The organism is Bradyrhizobium roseum, from assembly GCF_030413175.1.
GTDB classification, from domain to species: Bacteria; Pseudomonadota; Alphaproteobacteria; order Rhizobiales; family Xanthobacteraceae; genus Bradyrhizobium; species Bradyrhizobium roseum.
The window spans coordinates 4,279,745-4,297,286 of record NZ_CP129212.1 but is presented as its reverse complement, the minus strand read 5'-3'; the positions used below and the strand labels follow the sequence as shown (position 1 = coordinate 4,297,286).

Here is a 17,542-nt window from a genome sequence, read left to right as displayed (position 1 = left end):
CGGCGTCCCGGAACTGCCGGGAAAGGTCGCTATTCCAGCCCGTCGAGTGCGGTCTCGATGGCCTTGCGGAAGGCTGCGATGTCGCCGAGTTCGTGGCCGAGCAACAGCGCCAGGCGGGTCAGAAACAGCGCTTCCCGTGCAGGTCCCGCCTGGTCGATCGCGGTTGCCAGCGTCTCATAGGCGGTTTCGAAATCCTCGAACGGCATCGCGCTCATGGCGTCTCGCTTCCTAGGCAGAGGCCGGCGGTTTTCAGGATCTCGGCAGGGGCGGCGGCCTGCCATCGCCCGGCAATGTGCAGGTCGGGCCGCAGCAGATAGAGCGCGCCGGGCGTTGCCGCGAACAGCCGGGCGATGTCACCGTCCTCGTCCGCTATGGTGTTCGCTGCGGAAGTCGTCGTTTCCGACGTTACCACGATCGGAACGAAGCGCGTGTCGATCCGGCCGAGCTGCGCGAGCAGCGCGGCCTGTTCACGGCTGGGTTGCCCCTTGCAGAACAGGATCGCCGTCATCCCGTTGCCGGCGCGATCCAACAGATGGCTGCCGTCGTTGAGTCTGGCGTTCGGCGCGACGCTGCCGCAAGGCGGTCCGCCGGCAAATTCGGCGTCGCGTCCAGGGTAGGGCGTCAACGGGCTCTCCGAATAGGTGTAGGGCTGCATCTGCCTGGGATTGGCGAGCCCCCGCGGGAATTCGTGGCGAAGACTGAGCGACAAGGCCGCCTCGCGCGCCAGCCGCCAGCCGCGTGTCGGCGGCGTCATGAAGCGCGTGCTCTTCGTGGCATTGGCGAAGACATCGAGCGTGGCGCCACGCCGCTCCGGCGAATAGCTGTCGAGCAGCCGGTCGTCCGCCTCGCCGTGCAGGACGAGTGCCAGCTTCCAGCCGATGTTTTCCGCATCGGCGAGGCCATTGTTCAGCCCGCGCACGCCGAAGATCGGTACGATATGCGCGGCATCGCCAATAAAGAAGACCCGGCCGTGACGATAATCGTCGAGGCAGAGCGTATTGGCGGAATAGACGCTCCACCATTCCAGCTCCCACGGCTTTGTGTGGCCGACATCCGCCAGGATGGCGCCGACGCGGGCGCGGAGGTTTTCCTCCCGCACGGCGTCCTGCTCGCTTTCGCCTTCGCGGAGTTGGTAATCCACGCGCCAGATATTTTCCGGCTGCTTGTGGATCAGCACGGTGCCGCCGGGATTGCCGGCCGGTTCGAAAAAGGCACGGCGCTCGGTCGGAAAATCGTGGTCCATGCGGATGTCGGCGATCACATAGCGGCCTTCGTAATTGTCGCCCTTCAGCCGCAGGCCGAGCATCGATCGGGTAGGTGAGCGCGCCCCGTCGGCGGCGAGCACATAGTCGGCAGCGAGGTCGTAATCGCCCGCCGGTGAGGAAATCCGCACCGATACGCCATCGTCGCGCGGCTCGATGGCGGACAATTCGCTCTGCCAGCGCATGTCGATGAGGCCGCTGGCGGCGACCGCGTCGTGCAGGAATTTTTCGATGTATTGCTGCTGCAGATTGTACATCGGCAGATATTTTTCGCCGGGCGGTTGCGGCATCTCCAGCCGAAAGATCTGCTCGCCGCGATAGTAGCTGCGGCCGAACCGCCAGCCGAGCGACTTTTCGACAAACGGCGCGACCGCACCGATCCGCTCCAGGATGTGCATGCTCGGCCGCGCGATGCAGATGGCGCGGCTGCCGTCGTTAAAAGTGTCCTTGCGATCGATCAGAACGTTCCTGATGCCGTAGCGCGCCAGCACCAGCGCCGCCGTCATGCCGATCGGCCCCGCGCCCACGATCAGGACGGGGTGCCCTGCCGTCGCGCCGTCGAGTTCGGGCACATGCGGCGCCGCAAATCGCGGGTAATCGAAATAGAGCGATTCCAGCGCTCCCTTGCCGGCAGGTCTCACGCCTTCCTCCGTCTACTTCTTCCGGTCGAGAAATCCCTGCATCAGCCGCTGCGGTTCGCCGGTGAGGAAGGATTTTCCGAAGGTGCCGACGCTCAGATTGACCGATTCCGTCAGCGGCAGTTCTTCCCACTGGCGCATCAGCGCCTTTTGCGCGCGCAGCGCTTCGGGGCCGCACTCCAGCAGCGCCTTCACCGTGTGCTCGACCGCTTCATCGAGCCCGCCTTCGCTGGCGACCTTGTCGACCAGGCCCCAGGCCAGCGCGGTCGGCGCATCGATATTCTCCGCCGTCATGACCAGCCAGTGGGCGCGGCCCCAGCCGATCAGCCGTGGCAGCAGCGCGGCGTAGATCACCGAGGGGATGCCGACCCGCACCTCCGGCATGCCGAACTTGGCATCGTGGGCGGCAATCCGGAAATCGCAGGCGGCGGCGACTTCGAGGCCGCCGCCGAGGCACCAGCCCGGCAGCCGCGCGATCACGGGTGCCGGAAAATGCCGCACGGCCTCGCAGAGGTCGCGCAGCCGGGTGATGAACGCCTCCGCGGACTTCTGGTCGAGCCTTGCCATCTCCTTGATGTCGGCGCCGCCGATCATGCTCTTCTCGCTCTGGCCGGCGAGGATGACGGCGCGAATTCCTTTGTCGCCGGCGAGCCTCTCGAATCCCTCGCGGACGCCGTCGGTGACCGCGGAGGAAAGGATATTGAGCGAGCCGGCATTGCAGATCGACAGGCGAACGACGCCGCGGTCGTCGCGATCGACGCCGCAATGGGGATTGAGCATTTCCATTTGTATTCCGGACTTTGGTCGGGGCGGTTGACGCCACTTCCAAGGACATTCGCCGGCTTGTCAAGGGCAGGGCGGGGAGGGATTGTGCGGCGGCACGCGCCCATATAAAATGATAATCATCATTTAAAGGGTGCTGGCATGACTACGACCGATACGATCGACCTGTTTTCCTTCGACTCGCGGCGGCATCGTGTGATCGAGTGGCAGGCGCCCGGGCCGGTGGCGCAAGCGGCGGCGGGACTGTCCGGTCTGGAAGCGATGTGTGCGATCCGCGACGGCGTCCTGCCGCCGCCGCCGATGGCCCGGCTGATCGGCTTTGAGATGCGCGTCGCCGAGCCCGGCCGGATCGTGATGGAACTGGATCCGGATGAAAGCCTCGAAAATACCATCGGCCTGCTGCACGGCGCGACGGCGGCGGCGCTGCTGGATACCGCGATGGGCTGCGCGATCGCAACCATGCAGCCGGCCGGGCAGACGTCGGTGACGCTCGATCTCAAGCTGACCTACCTGCGGCCGTTATCCGTGCGGTCGGGCACGGTATCGGCGGAGGGCAAGGTGGTAAAACTGGGCCGTCAGACCAGCTATGCCGAAGGGTTCGTTCGCGATGGCGCGGGAAATCTTGCGGTGCACGCGACTGCTACCTTCACCATGATCGGCGGCGAAAAAGCGAAATAGATGCAGCTTTTTGTGCCTGCAGCTGTTATTATATGACTGCAGACATTTAATGGAACGGATCGATGCGGTATTCGAAAGAGCACAAGCAGGAGACTCACGCGCGGATCGTGAAGAAGGCCTCGGTGCGGCTGCGCGAAAAGGGCGCGCATGGCATCGGCGTCGCGGACCTGATGAAGGAGGCGGGCCTGACCCATGGCGGTTTCTACGCGCATTTCGATTCCCGCGAGGCGCTGGTGATCGAGGCGTTCGGCTACGCGATGGATCGCGCGGCCGAGCATTGGCGCAACATGACGGCTGAAATTCCGCCGGAGAAGCGGCTGTCGGCCATCGTCGAGTCCTACGTCTCGGCCACGCATCGGGACGATCCCGGCCGCGGCTGCGCCGTTCCTACCCTCGGTGCCGAAATCGCCCGCGAGAGCGCCAAGACGCGCAAGGCGTTTGCGGCCAAGCTCGACCAGATGATCGATCTCGTCGCCGACCAGATTCCCGACGTGCCGAGGAAGACGGCGCGCCGGCTGGCGATGGGCACGATGGCGACGATGATGGGCGCGCTGGTGATGTCCCGCGTCGCCGGCAGCGGCGAACTGTCGGACGAAATTCTCGCCTCCGGCAGGGAGGCGGCGCTGTCCCGCGCGGCGAAGCCGGTTGCGAAGAAGGCCAAAGCGAAGGTGAATTGACGACGGCCTGGTAGGGTGGGCGAAGCGCAGCGTGCCCACCATCTTTCCGCGATTCGCTGCGTGAAATGGTGGGCTCGCTTCGCTCAGCCCACCCTACAAAGACCGCCAAACAGCGCGCGTTCGCTCTCCACCGTCTCGTGAATGTAGTCTGCGACCGCGCGAATGCGCGCCAGGTCCTTGCTGTCGGCGTGCATCAGCATCCAGAACGTGCGTTCAATCCTGACCTCGTCGGGCAGTACCGGGTGCAACTCTGGATGCGCCGTCGCCATGAAGTGCGGCAGCACGGCGATCCCGAAACCGGCGATGGTGGCGTTGAGCTGCGCGATCAGGTTGGCGCTGCGGAGTTTGGCGGAAATTCTTGGCGAGACCTGCGGCAGGTAATCCAGTTCCGGGGTGAACAGCAGCTCCTCGATATAGCCGACGAAGCGATGCCCGGGCAGGTCGCCACGGCTTGTTATTTTTGGCGCCCGGTCGAGATAGATGGGCGCAGCATAGAGTCCGAGGCTGTAGTCGAGCAGCTTGCGCCCGACGATGCGGCCTTCCTTGGGCATGGTCAGGCTGATGGCGATGTCGGCCTCGCGCTTCGACAGGCTGAACAGCCGCGCGGTGGCGACGAGCTGCAGATCGAGATCGGGGTACCGCTCGGTGAATTTCACCAGCCGCGAGGCCAGGAAGTGGCTGCCAAAACCGTCGGGGGCGCCGATCCGGACCGTGCCGGTGAGCTGCGCGCGCGAGCCGCCGACCGCCTCCTGGTTGGCGACGATGGTGGATTCCATCGCTTCGGCGCTGTCGGCGACGCGCTGGCCGGCCTCCGTCAGCAGGTAGCCGGTCTTGCGGCGGTCGAACAGTTTGGCCGAGAGATGCCGTTCCAGACGGTCGACCCGCCGGATCACGGTGGCATGATCGACCGATAGCTGCTTGGCGGCAGCGGAAACCGATCCGCCGCGGACGATCGCCAGCACGAAACGGAAGTCATCCCAGTCGATTGCCCCGGAGCCTTGATCCAGCATTTCCGCACATCTATGGTGCATTTTATCGGACTTGTATCCCAAGAAATGCGGGTCAAAAAGACTCCAAAGCAATTCAGCGGGATCGTTAGGGAGGAATTCATGCGTTCCATCGGACATTTCATCGGCGGGAAAGAGGTCAAGGGCACGTCGGGCCGCACGGCCGACGTTTTCGAGCCGATGACCGGCGACGTGCAGGCCAAGGTGGCGCTGGCTTCCAAGGCCGAGGTCCGCGCGGCGATCGAGAACGCCAGGGACGCCCAGGTCGAATGGGCCAACACCAATCCGCAGCGCCGGGCGCGCGTGATGATGAAGTTTCTCGAATTGGCGCAGCGCGATTACGACAAGCTTGCCGAACTGTTGGCGCGCGAGCACGGCAAGACCGTTCCCGACGCCAAGGGCGACATCCAGCGCGGCCTCGAAGTCGTCGAGTTCGCCTGCGGCGTTCCGCACCTGATGAAGGGTGAATACACCGAAGGCGCCGGCCCCGGCATCGATATCTATTCGATGCGCCAGCCGCTGGGCGTGGTCGCCGGCATCACGCCGTTCAATTTCCCGGCGATGATCCCGATGTGGAAATTCGCGCCCGCGATCGCCTGCGGCAACGCCTTTGTCCTGAAGCCTTCGGAGCGCGATCCTGGCGTGCCGATGATGCTGGCTTCGCTGATGATCGAGGCGGGGCTGCCGCCCGGCGTGCTCAACGTCGTCAACGGCGACAAGGAAGCCGTCGATGCGATCCTCGACGATCCCGATATCAAGGCGATCGGCTTTGTCGGCTCGACGCCGATTGCGCAGTATATCTACGAGCGCGCCGCGCAGACCGGCAAGCGCTGCCAGTGCTTTGGCGGCGCCAAGAACCACGCCATCGTGATGCCCGACGCCGACATGGACCAGACCGTCGATGCGCTGATCGGCGCCGGCTATGGCTCGGCGGGCGAGCGCTGCATGGCGATTTCGGTCGCGGTGCCCGTCGGCAAGACCGCCGCCGACCGCCTGATGGAAAAGCTGATCCCGCGCGTGGAGTCGCTCAAGATCGGCACCTCGGTCGATCCGTCCGCCGATTACGGCCCGCTGGTGACGCGCGAAGCGGTCGAGAAGGTGAAAAACTACATCGATATCGGCGTCAAGGAGGGCGCGACGCTCGCCGTCGACGGCCGTGGCTTCAAAATGCAGGGCTACGAGAACGGCTTCTATCTCGGCGGTTCGCTGTTCGACAACGTCACCAAGGACATGCGGATCTACAAGGAAGAGATTTTTGGCCCGGTGCTGTCGGTGGTGCGCGCCCACGATTACAAGGAAGCGCTGGCGCTGCCGTCGGACCATGACTACGGCAACGGTGTTGCCATCTTCACCCGCGATGGCGATGCCGCCCGCGACTTCGCCGCCAAGGTCAATGTCGGCATGGTCGGCATCAACGTGCCGATCCCGGTGCCGATCGCCTATTACACCTTCGGCGGCTGGAAGAAGTCGGGTTTTGGTGACCTGAACCAGCACGGCCCCGACTCTATCCGCTTCTACACCAAGACCAAGACGGTCACCTCGCGCTGGCCGTCCGGTGTCAAGGAAGGTGCGGAGTTCTCGATCCCGACGATGAAGTAACGCGTCGCAGCCGGACAGCGAGATGCAATTCGCGCTCAACGAGGACCAGATCGCCGTCCGTGACATGGCGCGGGCGTTTGCGGCCGAGAAAATCGCGCCTGATGCGCTGCGCTGGGACGAGGAGAAGCATTTCCCCGTCGACGTGATGCGCGAAGCGGCCACGCTCGGCATGGGCGGCATCTACATCAAGGACGACGTCGGCGGGTCGGCGATGACCCGCTTCGACGCCGCGCTGATCTTCGAGGCGCTGGCGACGGGATGCCCGACCGTGTCGGCGTTCATCTCGATCCACAACATGGCGTCGTGGATGATCGATGCCTATGGCAGCGACACCCAGCGGCAGAAGTGGCTGCCGAAGCTTTGCACCATGGAGCTGATCGCGAGCTACTGCCTCACCGAGCCGGGCGCCGGCTCGGACGCTGCGGCGCTGCGGACCCGCGCGGTGCGTGAGGGCGATCATTACGTCCTGAATGGCCAGAAGCAGTTCATTTCAGGCGCCGGTGGCACCGACCTGCTGGTGGCGATGGTGCGAACCGGGGGCGACGGTCCCGGCGGCGTATCGACGCTCGTCGTTGACGGCAAGACGCCGGGTGTCTCGTATGGCGCCAACGAGCGCAAGATGGGCTGGAACGCGCAGCCGACCCGCGCGGTGATCTTCGAGAACGCCCGCGTGCCGGTCGAAAACCGTCTGGGCGACGAGGGCATCGGCTTCAAGATCGCGATGGCCGGGCTCGACGGCGGCCGCATCAATATCGCGGCCTGTTCGCTCGGCGGCGCGCAAAGCGCGCTGGAAAAATCGCTGGCCTACATGAAGGAGCGAAAAGCCTTCGGAAAACGCCTCGACGAATTTCAGGCGCTGCAGTTCCGGCTTGCCGATATGGCGACCGAACTGGAAGCGGCGCGAACTTTTGTGTGGCGTGCTGCCGCAGCGCTCGATCGCAAGGATGCGGACGCGACCATGCTGTGCGCGATGGCCAAGCGCTTCGGTACCGACATCGGCTTCGAGGTCGCCAACCAGGCGCTGCAGCTCCATGGCGGCTACGGCTATCTCAGCGAATACGGCATCGAGAAGATCGTGCGCGATCTGCGGGTGCACCAGATCCTGGAAGGGACCAACGAGATCATGCGGCTGATTGTTTCGCGCAAGCTGATCGAGGGCGCGCGATGACGGATGTTTCTGTCGCAGAAGGCGACCTGATCGCGCGCAAGGAAGGCTCGGCCGGCGTTATCCGTCTGAATCGTCCCAAGGCCATCAATGCCGTCACGCTGGAGATGTTTCATGACATCGACAGAGCGCTCGATGCGTTCGAGAAGGATCCCGCGGTTGCCGTGATTCTGCTGGAAGGTGCGGGTGAACGCGGCCTGTGTGCCGGTGGCGACATCCGCTCGCTCTGGGAAAGCTCGAAGGTCAAGGGCGACCTCGGCAAGGTTCTGTGGCGCGACGAATACATTCTCAACGCCCGGATCAAAAAATTTCCAAAACCTTATGTCGCCTTCATGGATGGCATCGTGATGGGCGGCGGCGTGGGCCTGTCGGCGCATGCCGCACACCGCGTCGTGACCGACAGGACGAAGCTGGCGATGCCCGAGGTGGGCCTCGGCTTCTTCCCCGATGTCGGCGGCACGTGGCTGCTGGCGCGTTCGCCGGGCGAGATCGGCACCTATTTCGGATTGACGGGTCAGACCATGAATGGCCCGGACGCGATTCACGCAAAATTTGCCGATGCTGTGGTGCCGTCGGCAAGGCTGCCGGCCCTGCGCGAGGCGCTGACGAACGTGGCGCCCGGCGCGACATCGGCGGATATCGGCCAGCTGATCGCGAGCTTCTCGACCGGGGAGAAGGCCGGGCCGGTCGCGGCGCAGCAGGCGAAGATCGATGCGCTATTCCGCCAAGATCGCATGGAAGACATCGTCGCAGCGTTGCAACGCGATGGTTCGGACTTTGCGCAGGCGACGCTGAAGACGCTGAATGAAAAGTCGCCGCGCGGCATGGTGGTGACGCTGAAGCTGTTGCGGCTGGCGCGAACGTCACGCTCGCTGGAGGAATGCCTGGTGCGGGAATATCGCGCCGCGCTGGAAGTATTCGCCAGCGACGATTTCCGCGAGGGCGTGCGCGCCGCCGTGATCGACAAGGACCGAAGCCCAAAATGGTCGCCGCCGCACATTGAAGACGTGACGGCGGAAATGGTCGCGCCGTATTTCGCGGAGATCGGCGCCGACGAGCTGAAGTTTCCCTGATCAAAGCACAAAAATCTTAGCGGAGGAGTCGAGATGGCAAATATCGCATTCATTGGCCTCGGCAACATGGGCGGGCCGATGGCCGCCAATCTGGTCAAGGCCGGCCACAAGGTGACCGCGTTCGATCTGGTCGCCGCCTCGCGCGATCAGGCCAAGGCCGACGGCGCCGCCATCGCCGAAAGCTCGGTTGGCTCGGTCAAGGGCACCGACGTGATCATCACCATGTTGCCCGCGGGCAAGCATGTGCTGTCGGTCTGGAACGAAGTGATCCCTGTCATGACCAAGGGTGCGCTGATCATCGATTGCTCGACCATCGACGTCGAAAGCGCCAAGCAGGCGCATGCACTCGCCGCGAAGCATGGCGCGCTCTCGGTCGATGCGCCGGTGTCGGGCGGAACCGGCGGCGCCAAGGGCGCGACGCTGACCTTCATGTGCGGCGGCGAGGACAAGGCATTTGCGGCAGCCAAGCCTGTGCTCGAGAACATGGGCAAGAAGCTCGTGCATTGCGGCGGTGCGGGTGCGGGTCAGGCGGCCAAGATCTGCAACAACATGATCCTGGGCATTTCCATGATCGGGGTCGGCGAGGCCTTTGCGCTCGCCGAAAAGCTCGGCCTGTCGCACCAGGCGCTGTTCGATGTCGCCTCGACCTCGTCGGGCCAGTGCTGGGCGCTGACGTCCTATTGCCCGGTGCCGGGCCCGGTGCCGGCCTCGCCGGCGAACAACGGCTACAAGCCCGGATTTGCCGCGGCGCTGATGGTGAAGGACCTCACGCTGGCGCAGGATGCCGCCAATGCCGCGGGTGCTGCGACGCCGCTGGGCAAGCACGCGCAGGAGCTCTACAAGGCGTTCGACGCCGCCGGGCATGGCGGGGTGGATTTTTCCGGTATTATCCAGCACGTTCGGAGCCTCGCCGCGAAATAACGGAGACCTGATGACGACCTTTCAGGACGCACGCGCCTTTCTGCTCAAGCACCGCACCGATTACGATGCGGCCGTGAAGGGGTTTCGCTGGCCCGATCCGGCGCCATTCAACTGGGCGCTCGACTGGTTCGACGCGGAACTGGCTCGCAATGCCGACAGCCGGCACCGTGCCGCGCTCTGGATCGTCGATGCCGGCCACAAGGAAACCAAACTTTCCTTCGCGGCGCTCTCGGCCCGTTCCAACCAGGTGGCCAACTTCCTGCGCGCGCAGGGGCTGAAGCGCGGCGATCATTTGCTGCTGCTGCTTGGCAACGTCGTGCCGCTATGGGAGACCATGCTGGCGGCAATGAAGATCGGCGTCGTCGTGATCCCCGCGACCACGCTGCTCACGCCGGACGAACTGCGCGACCGGCTCGACCGCGGCCGGGCGAGGGTGGTGGTGGCCTCGCAGGAGCAGGTGGCAAAGTTCGCAGGGCTCGGGGGCGAAAACCTGGTTCGCATCGTGGTCGGTGCGACGTCCAGGCACGACGGCTGGCTCCCGTTCGAGGAGGCGGCTGGCGCGTCCGAGACCTTTGTTCCTGATGGCCCGACCAATCCCGACGATCCGATGCTGCTCTATTTCACCTCGGGCACCACGGCAAAACCAAAGCTGGTGCGGCACAGCCAGCGCAGCTATCCCGTCGGAGCGCTGTCGACGATGTTCTGGCTCGGCCTGCAGCCGGGCGATGTGCACCTGAATATTTCCTCGCCGGGCTGGGCCAAACACGCCTGGAGCTGTTTCTTCGCGCCCTGGAATGCCGGCGCCACCGTTTTCGTGGTCAACCAGCCGCGCTTCGACGCCAAGGCGTTGCTCGCCACCGTCGGCCGCTGCGGCGTCACCACGCTGTGCGCGCCGCCGACGGTGTGGCGGCTGTTCATTCAGGAGCGGCTTGCGGATTTCAAAGTCAGTCTGCGCGAGGTCTGCGGCGCGGGCGAGCCGCTCAACCCGGAAGTGATCGACCAGGTGAAGGCGGCGTGGGGCCTTACCATCCGCGATGGCTACGGCCAGACCGAGACCACCGCGCTGGCCGGCAATTCGCCGGGCCAGAAGGTCAAGATCGGATCGATGGGCCGCCCGTTGCCGGGCTACCGCGTGCAGATCACCGACGGCGACGGCCACGTCACCAAGGAGGGCGAGGTGACGCTGGTGCTCGGCGCCGATCGTCCCGCGGGCCTGATGCAGGGCTATCAGGGCGAGGACGGCAAGCTCTCCGGCGCCGATGGCGATCTCTATCGCAGCGGCGACGTGGTGTTTGCCGACGACGAGGGCTACCTCACCTTCGTGGGCCGCTCCGACGACGTCTTCAAATCCTCCGACTACCGCATCAGCCCGTTTGAGCTGGAAAGCGTGCTGCTGGAACATGAATCGGTCGCCGAAGCCGCCGTCGTTCCGAGCCCCGATCCGATCCGGCTGGCGATCCCGAAGGCCTATGTGCTGCTGGTGTCGGGCGTCGAGCGTTCGCCCGAAACCGCGCTATCGATCTTTCAGCACCTGCATGCGCGGCTGGCGCCATTCAAGCGTATCCGCAGAATCGAACTGGTGACGGAGTTGCCGAAGACGATTTCCGGAAAAATCCGCCGCGTGCAGTTGCGCCGCCTCGAACATGACGATAATCGCACCGACGCGCTGCGCGGCGCTGAATTCCGCGAAGATGAGTTTCCGGAGCTGCAGAAGGTGCGGACCGCCGGGCTGGAGAGCTGATTAATGAATGAAGTCTGGAAGAAGCCGCCGGTTTCGTTCGAGGCCTATCAGGCCATGCTCGGCAAGGAGATCGGCGTGTCATCCTGGCACCTGATCGACCAGAACAGGATCAACGTCTATGCCGACGTGATCGAGGACCACCAGTTCATTCATGTCGATCCGGAACGGGCGAAAAAGGAAACCGCGTTCGGCAATACCATCGCCCACGGTTTCCTCACGATGTCGCTGATGAGCATTATGTCCTACGAGGTGATGCCCGTCATCGAAGGCACCGCGATGGGCGTCAACTACGGTTTCGACAAGCTGCGCTTCCTCTCGCCGGTGCGGGCCGGTTCGCGCGTCCGTGGCCGATTCACGCTGATGGAAGCCAGGCTGCGCAAGCCGAAAGAGCTGCAGTCACGCACCAATGTCACCGTCGAGATCGAGGGCGAGGAAAAACCGGCGCTGGTGGCTGACTGGATCGGGTTGATCTATTTCGACTAGGTTTCCCCGTCATTGCCGGGCTTGACCCGGCAATCCATCCTTGCTCAAAAAGCGCTCAATACTTGCTGAGGTGTACCCTCTCCCCTTGTGGGAGAGGGGGGCGCCGAACGCAGTTCGGCGACGGGTGAGGGGTTATATCCGCGAGCACGCCAGCCGAGACAACCCCTCATCCGGCGCTGCGCGCCGCCTTCTCCCACAAGGGGAGAAGGGAAGAAGAACCAGGAATTCGGGATGGCAATCAGGTTTGACGGACGCGTCGCTATCGTCACCGGCGCGGGCAATGGTCTGGGACGGGCGCATGCGCTGGGGCTGGCGAGCCGCGGCGCCAAGGTGGTGGTCAATGATTTCGGCGGCGCGCGCGACGGCACCGGCGGATCGCTGACGCCGGCCGAGACCGTGGTCGAGGAAATCCGCAAAGCCGGCGGCACGGCGATGGCCGACGGCGCCGATGTCTCGAATTTCGAACAGGTCACCGCCATGGTCGAACGCGCCACCAGGGAGTGGGGCAGCGTCGATCTGTTGTGCGCCAATGCCGGCATCCTCCGCGACAAGTCCTTTGCCAAGATGGAGGTCGCCGATTTCGCCAAGGTGATGGATGTCCACCTCACCGGCACCTTCTATTGCTGCAAGGCGGTGTGGGCCGGCATGCGCGAGCGCAATTACGGCCGCATCGTCGTTACCACCTCGTCGTCGGGCCTGTTCGGCAATTTCGGCCAGGCCAATTACGGCGCGGCCAAAGCCGGCATGGTCGGCCTGATGAATGTGCTGGCCGAGGAAGGCCGCAAGAACAACATCCGCGTCAACACGATTTCGCCGACGGCGGCAACCCGCATGACCGAGGAACTGCTGTCGCCGCAGGCGCTGGCTTTGATGAAGCCCGAGGCGATCACGCCGGCGGTGGAATTTTTGCTCAGCGAGGACGCGCCGACCCGCACCATCATGGGCGCCGGCGCAGGCTCGTTCGCCGTGATCAAGATCATCGAGACCGAAGGCATCAACCTGCCGCAGTCCGAATGGACGCCGGACGCCATCGCCGCGCATTTCGTCGAGATCGACGATGTCTCGAAGGCGAAGGCGCTGCAGGGCGCGTTCGAGCAGACGCAGAAATATGTCGCGCAGGCCGCGGCGAGGGCGGGGATCAAGCTTTAGCCGCTTGCCGTCATTCCGGGGCGACGCGAAGCTTTGAACCCGGAATCCATCGAGCCACCTGTGCCGGCGGATAAATGGATTCCGGGCCTGCGCCTGACGGCGCATCCCGGAATGACGAGGGAATATGCCGGCCGGCTTAATGTCATCGCTTTCACAACAAGTCGCCATCATCGGCGCCGGCCCGGCCGGCCTGATGGCGGCCGAGGTACTCGCGCAGGGCGGTGCGCACGTCACCGTCTACGACGCGATGCCGTCGGCCGGCCGCAAGTTCCTGATGGCGGGGCGAGGCGGACTCAACCTCACGCACAGCGAGCCGTTAGCGGGATTCCTCGCTCGCTATCGGGAAGCTGCACCACATCTCACTGCCGCCATCGAAGCGTTTTCGCCACAGGCATTGCGCGACTGGAGCCACGCGCTGGGGCAGGAAACGTTCGTCGGCTCCAGCGGGCGGGTCTTTCCGAAGGCGTTCAAGGCATCGCCCCTGCTGCGGGCGTGGCTGCGGCGGCTGGACGCGGTGGGCGTGCGATTAGCGCTACGTCACCGCTGGACCGGCTGGGACGAGCACGGCCATCTACTTTTTCAAACGCCGGATGGACCGCATGTTATCGAGGCCCATGCGACGGTGCTGGCGCTCGGCGGCGCCAGTTGGCCGCGGCTGGGCTCGGATGGTGCCTGGGCGGAGAGTCTCGCAGCGAGAGGCGTGCAGATTTCGCCGCTGCGGCCGGCGAATTGCGGCTTCACCGTCGCCTGGTCCGATATCTTTCGAGACCGCTTTGAAGGGCAACCGCTCAAGGGCGTTGTGCTGACGATCGGTGAGCACAGCGTGCGCGGCGAAGCCATGATCACTCGTACCGGCATCGAAGGCGGGGCGATCTATGCGCTGTCGACCGAATTGCGTGAGGCAGTTGACAGCGGCAAGGCAACCCTGCACGTGGCGCTGCGGCCTGATCTCGATCTAAAAGAACTGATCGCGAAGATATCAGCGCCGAGAGGCAAACAGTCCCTGTCGAATTTCCTGCGCAAGGCCGTCAGCCTCTCGCCGGTGGCGATCGGCCTGCTGCAGGAGGCGGCCAAAACATCCGGCACCTCGCTCGCGTCGCTGCCGCCGACCGAACTCGCCAAGCTGATCAACGCTGTCCCAATTGAACTCACCGGTGTCGCGCCGATCGCGCGCGCGATCTCGACGGCGGGCGGGATCGCGTTTAGCGAAATCGATGCCGATTTCATGCTCCGCCGCCGGCCCGGTGTGTTCGCGGCCGGTGAAATGCTGGACTGGGAAGCGCCGACCGGCGGCTATCTGTTGCAGGCGTCGTTCGCGACGGGGGCTGCGGCGGGCAGGGGCGCGTTGAAGTGGCTGGAATCGTAGGGTGGGCAAAGCGCAGCGTGCCCACCACTACTTGCGTCGTTCTTGAGGGTGGGCACGCTACGCTTTGCCCACCCTACAAACCAACCGTTACCGCAACTTCCCCCGCGCCGCGACCGGCAGGGTGCCGATGATCTCGTCGCCGCGCACCATCACCATTTCGTCCATCATGTTGACGACGACACAGACATGGTTGGGTACGATCCGCACGACGTCGCCGACGACAGGCCGCGTATTGCTGCGGGCGAGATCGAGAAAGCCATGTTCTTCCGCAAAGCGCGCGATCTTGGCTTCAGGGTGCTCCAGGATCAGACCGTGACCTTCGAGCCCGCCGCCGGTGTCTGACGTCAGCGTCTTGGAGCCGGCATCGAGGATGCCGCGGTCCGGACCGGCGCGGCTGACGACGGTGGAATAGATGTTGAGCGCGCAATCGTCCCACTCGGCGACGCCGGCCGCGACCTGCATGCGGTCGTTGTAGATGTAGGTGCCGGGACGATGCTCTGTCGCGCCCTTGAGCTTGCCGAGATTCTTCAGGTTCGGTGAGCCGCCGGTCGAAACCATCGTCGCATCGAGCCCGAGCGCACGGACGCCGGCCAGCGCTTCGTCGTAAAACTTCTGCGCTTCCGTCCAGCCGGTCTCGGTCGGATACAGCATGAAGCCCGCGAACTGCAGCCCCTTGGACGCTGCGATCTCGCGGGCGAGGGCAATGGCTTCGGCCGGCGTCTCGACCCCGGCGCGCTTGCGGCCCGTATCGCATTCGACCACCACCGAAAGCGGTCGACCCGACGCCGCGGCGGCCTGCGGCAGGCCCGCGATCACGGTCGAATTGTCGGCGGCGACCGTCATGTTCGCCTTGGCCTGCAGCGCGGCAAGGCGGGCCATCTTCTCCTCGCCGATCAGGTTGTAGCTGATCAGGATATCGTCGATGCCGGCTTCCGCCATCACCTCGGCTTCGCCGATCTTCTGGCAGGTGACGCCCCTGGCGCCGGCCGCGATTTGCATCTGCGCCAGCATGGGGCTCTTGTGCGTCTTGATATGCGGTCGGTTGGCGACGCCGGCCTGATCGCAGGCCACTTGAACGCGCGCGATGTTGCGCTCGACCCGGTCCATGTCGATCACGGCACAAGGCGTGCCGTACTCACGGGCGATCTTGGCGGCGAGGGGGGTGGTCATCGGCGGGCTCCGTTGTCAGGCCTGTTCAATCTCTTCGCGCAGCACTTCGAGTTCCAGCCATTTGTCCTCGGCTTCCGCCAGCTCCTTTTGCGCCTTGGTCAGCGCATCGGAGGCCTGATCGAATCGCTTGCGATCCTTCTGGAACAGGTTGGGATCGTCGAGAAAGCGCTGCTGCTTGGCGATTTCGGCCTGCAGCTTGGCGATGGTCTTCGGCAGCGTTTCAAGCGCGTGCTTTTCATTGAAGTTGAGGCGGCGCTTCGACGTGGCCGAGGGCCCGGCAGTCCCGGTTTCCTTCTTCGGATCGGTGGCAGCGGCCTTTGCGGCGTCGCGCTTCAGGTCAGCGCCGCGCTGCGCCAGCATGTCGGTGTAGCCGCCGGCGTATTCGATCCAGCGGCCGTTGCCCTCGGGCACGATCACCGACGTCACCACGCGGTCGAGGAAGTCGCGGTCATGGCTGATCAGGATCACGGTGCCCTCGTAGTCGCCGAGCATCTCCTCCAGCACGTCGAGGGTTTCGAGGTCGAGATCGTTGGTCGGTTCGTCCAGCACAAGCAGATTGGAGGGCTTTGCCAGCGCGCGCGCCAGCATCAGCCGGCCGCGCTCGCCGCCGGACAGCACCTCCAGCGGCGTGCGCATCTGCTCCTGCGCGAACAGAAAGTCCTTCATGTAGCTGACGACGTGCTTCGGCTTGCCGCCGACCATCACGTGATCGCCGCGTCCGCCGGTCAGCGCTTCGGCCAGCGTCGATTTGGGGTCGAGGCTTTCGCGGTGCTGGTCGAGCGTCGCCATCTCGATATTGGCGCCGAGCCGGATGCTGCCGCTGTCGGGCGGGCTGCCGCCGGTCAGCATCTCGATCAGTGTGGTCTTGCCGGCTCCGTTCGGGCCGACGATGCCGATCCGGTCGCCGCGTTGCACCCGGATCGAAAAGTCGCCGACGATGGTGCGGTCGCCAAAGGCCTTGCTGATGTTCTTCGCCTCGATGACGAGCTTGCCGGATTTGTCGGCTTCCGCTGCCGCAAGGCTGGCATTGCCGGTCGCGCCACGGTAATCGCGCCGCTGGTCGCGCAGCGCATGCAGGTTGCCGAGCCGCTTGACGTTGCGCTTGCGCCGGCCGGAGACGCCGTAGCGCAGCCAGTGTTCCTCGTTGACGATCTTGCGGTCGAGCTTGTGCTGGTCGCGTTCTTCCTCCGCCAGCACCTCGTCGCGCCAGGCTTCGAACGCCGAGAAGCCGCGGTCGATCTGCCGGATTTGGCCGCGATCGAGCCAGGCGGTGGCGCGCGAGAGGTTGGAGAGAAAGCGGCGGTCATGGCTGATGATGACGAGCGCGCAGCGTCGGCTGCCAAGTTCGCCTTCCAGCCATTCGATGGTGGTAAGATCGAGATGGTTGGTCGGCTCGTCCAGCAACAGAATGTCGGGCGAGGGCGCCAGCACCCGCGCCAGCGCCGCGCGTCGGGCTTCGCCGCCGGAGACATGTGCCGGGTCTTCTTCGCCGGAGAGGCCGAGCTGCTCGACCAGGTAGCGCGCCTGATAATGGTCGTCGCCGGGGCCAAGGCCGGCCTCGACATAGGCCAGGGTGGTCTTGTGATCGCCGAAGTCTGGTTCCTGCGGCAGATAGCGGATGGTCGCACCCGGCTGCACGAAGCGGCTGCCGCCGTCGGGTTCGACCGTGCCGGCCGCGATCTTCAGCAGCGTCGACTTGCCGGAGCCGTTGCGGCCGATCAGGCAGACGCGTTCGCCCGATGACACGCTTAGCTCGACGCCCGACAGTAGCGGCGTGCCGCCAAAGGTCAGCCTGATATCCTTCAACTGGATGAGCGGCGGCGCCATGGT

Annotated in this window: 16 protein-coding genes; 10 read left to right on the top strand and 6 right to left on the bottom strand. The window is 64.8% G+C overall.

All coding sequences use genetic code 11. The features are described from left to right. Positions 1 to 29: 29 nt before the first annotated feature. Genes QUH67_RS20745 through QUH67_RS20735 form a run of 3 tightly spaced genes read right to left on the bottom strand, consistent with a single transcriptional unit; the run spans position 30 to position 2,686 of the window. Entirely contained in the window at positions 30 to 215 is a 186-nt protein-coding gene (locus tag QUH67_RS20745) for a hypothetical protein (protein ID WP_300940807.1), read from the bottom strand. Next, positions 212 to 1,903, bottom strand: a complete 1,692-nt coding sequence (locus QUH67_RS20740) for an FAD-dependent monooxygenase (RefSeq protein WP_300940805.1) — start codon at positions 1,901 to 1,903, stop codon at positions 212 to 214. The genes QUH67_RS20745 and QUH67_RS20740 overlap by 4 nt, the downstream gene beginning before the upstream one ends. 12 nt (positions 1,904 to 1,915) lie before the next feature. Next, a complete protein-coding gene (locus QUH67_RS20735; protein ID WP_300940803.1) occupies positions 1,916 to 2,686 on the bottom strand; it encodes an enoyl-CoA hydratase in 771 nt (256 codons plus the stop codon). Positions 2,687 to 2,824: 138 nt separating this feature from the next. On the opposite strand from QUH67_RS20735, the gene QUH67_RS20730 reads away from it, so the two are divergent. Together QUH67_RS20730 and QUH67_RS20725 are read left to right on the top strand one after the other, a co-directional pair. After that, positions 2,825 to 3,361, top strand: a complete 537-nt coding sequence (locus tag QUH67_RS20730; RefSeq protein WP_300940802.1) for a PaaI family thioesterase — start codon at positions 2,825 to 2,827, stop codon at positions 3,359 to 3,361. Positions 3,362 to 3,423: 62 nt separating this feature from the next. Continuing rightward, positions 3,424 to 4,038, top strand: a complete 615-nt coding sequence (locus QUH67_RS20725; RefSeq protein ID WP_300940800.1) for a TetR/AcrR family transcriptional regulator — start codon at positions 3,424 to 3,426, stop codon at positions 4,036 to 4,038. A gap of 83 nt (positions 4,039 to 4,121) precedes the next feature. On the opposite strand, the gene QUH67_RS20720 is transcribed toward QUH67_RS20725, so the two are convergent. Next, on the bottom strand, positions 4,122 to 5,048 hold the full coding sequence (locus tag QUH67_RS20720; RefSeq protein WP_300948116.1) for a LysR family transcriptional regulator: 927 nt from the start codon (positions 5,046 to 5,048) through the stop codon (positions 4,122 to 4,124). 99 nt (positions 5,049 to 5,147) lie between these two features. Between QUH67_RS20720 and QUH67_RS20715 the strand changes: the two genes are divergently transcribed. From QUH67_RS20715 to QUH67_RS20680, 8 genes are all read left to right on the top strand, one after another. After that, positions 5,148 to 6,644: a CoA-acylating methylmalonate-semialdehyde dehydrogenase gene (locus QUH67_RS20715; protein ID WP_300940798.1), complete on the top strand. Its 1,497-nt coding sequence runs from the start codon at positions 5,148 to 5,150 to the stop codon at positions 6,642 to 6,644. 22 nt (positions 6,645 to 6,666) lie between these two features. Then, a complete protein-coding gene (locus QUH67_RS20710; RefSeq protein ID WP_300940797.1) occupies positions 6,667 to 7,812 on the top strand; it encodes an isobutyryl-CoA dehydrogenase in 1,146 nt (381 codons plus the stop codon). After that, positions 7,809 to 8,882 carry an enoyl-CoA hydratase/isomerase family protein gene (locus QUH67_RS20705; RefSeq protein ID WP_300940795.1) on the top strand — a complete coding sequence of 358 codons (1,074 nt, stop codon included), beginning with the start codon at positions 7,809 to 7,811 and terminating at the stop codon, positions 8,880 to 8,882. The genes QUH67_RS20710 and QUH67_RS20705 overlap by 4 nt, the downstream gene beginning before the upstream one ends. Positions 8,883 to 8,915: 33 nt before the next feature. After that, positions 8,916 to 9,803: a 3-hydroxyisobutyrate dehydrogenase gene (gene mmsB / locus QUH67_RS20700; RefSeq protein ID WP_300940794.1), complete on the top strand. Its 888-nt coding sequence runs from the start codon at positions 8,916 to 8,918 to the stop codon at positions 9,801 to 9,803. 10 nt (positions 9,804 to 9,813) lie between these two features. Next, positions 9,814 to 11,544, top strand: coding sequence for an AMP-binding protein (locus QUH67_RS20695; protein ID WP_300940792.1), 1,731 nt, complete (start codon positions 9,814 to 9,816; stop codon positions 11,542 to 11,544). Positions 11,545 to 11,547: 3 nt separating this feature from the next. Next, entirely contained in the window at positions 11,548 to 12,027 is a 480-nt protein-coding gene (locus QUH67_RS20690; protein WP_300940790.1) for a MaoC family dehydratase, read from the top strand. 231 nt (positions 12,028 to 12,258) lie between these two features. Continuing rightward, positions 12,259 to 13,176, top strand: coding sequence for an SDR family NAD(P)-dependent oxidoreductase (locus QUH67_RS20685; protein WP_300940788.1), 918 nt, complete (start codon positions 12,259 to 12,261; stop codon positions 13,174 to 13,176). 139 nt (positions 13,177 to 13,315) lie between these two features. After that, on the top strand, positions 13,316 to 14,542 hold the full coding sequence (locus QUH67_RS20680) for a BaiN/RdsA family NAD(P)/FAD-dependent oxidoreductase (RefSeq protein ID WP_300940787.1): 1,227 nt from the start codon (positions 13,316 to 13,318) through the stop codon (positions 14,540 to 14,542). Between the two features lie 87 nt (positions 14,543 to 14,629). On the opposite strand, the gene QUH67_RS20675 is transcribed toward QUH67_RS20680, so the two are convergent. After that, the gene (locus QUH67_RS20675; protein ID WP_300940785.1) at positions 14,630 to 15,712 is read right to left on the bottom strand and encodes a D-TA family PLP-dependent enzyme; all 1,083 of its coding nucleotides are present in this window, start codon (positions 15,710 to 15,712) and stop codon (positions 14,630 to 14,632) included. A gap of 15 nt (positions 15,713 to 15,727) precedes the next feature. Then, the gene (locus QUH67_RS20670; protein ID WP_300940783.1) at positions 15,728 to 17,539 is read right to left on the bottom strand and encodes an ABC-F family ATP-binding cassette domain-containing protein; all 1,812 of its coding nucleotides are present in this window, start codon (positions 17,537 to 17,539) and stop codon (positions 15,728 to 15,730) included. Positions 17,540 to 17,542 lie beyond the last annotated feature (3 nt).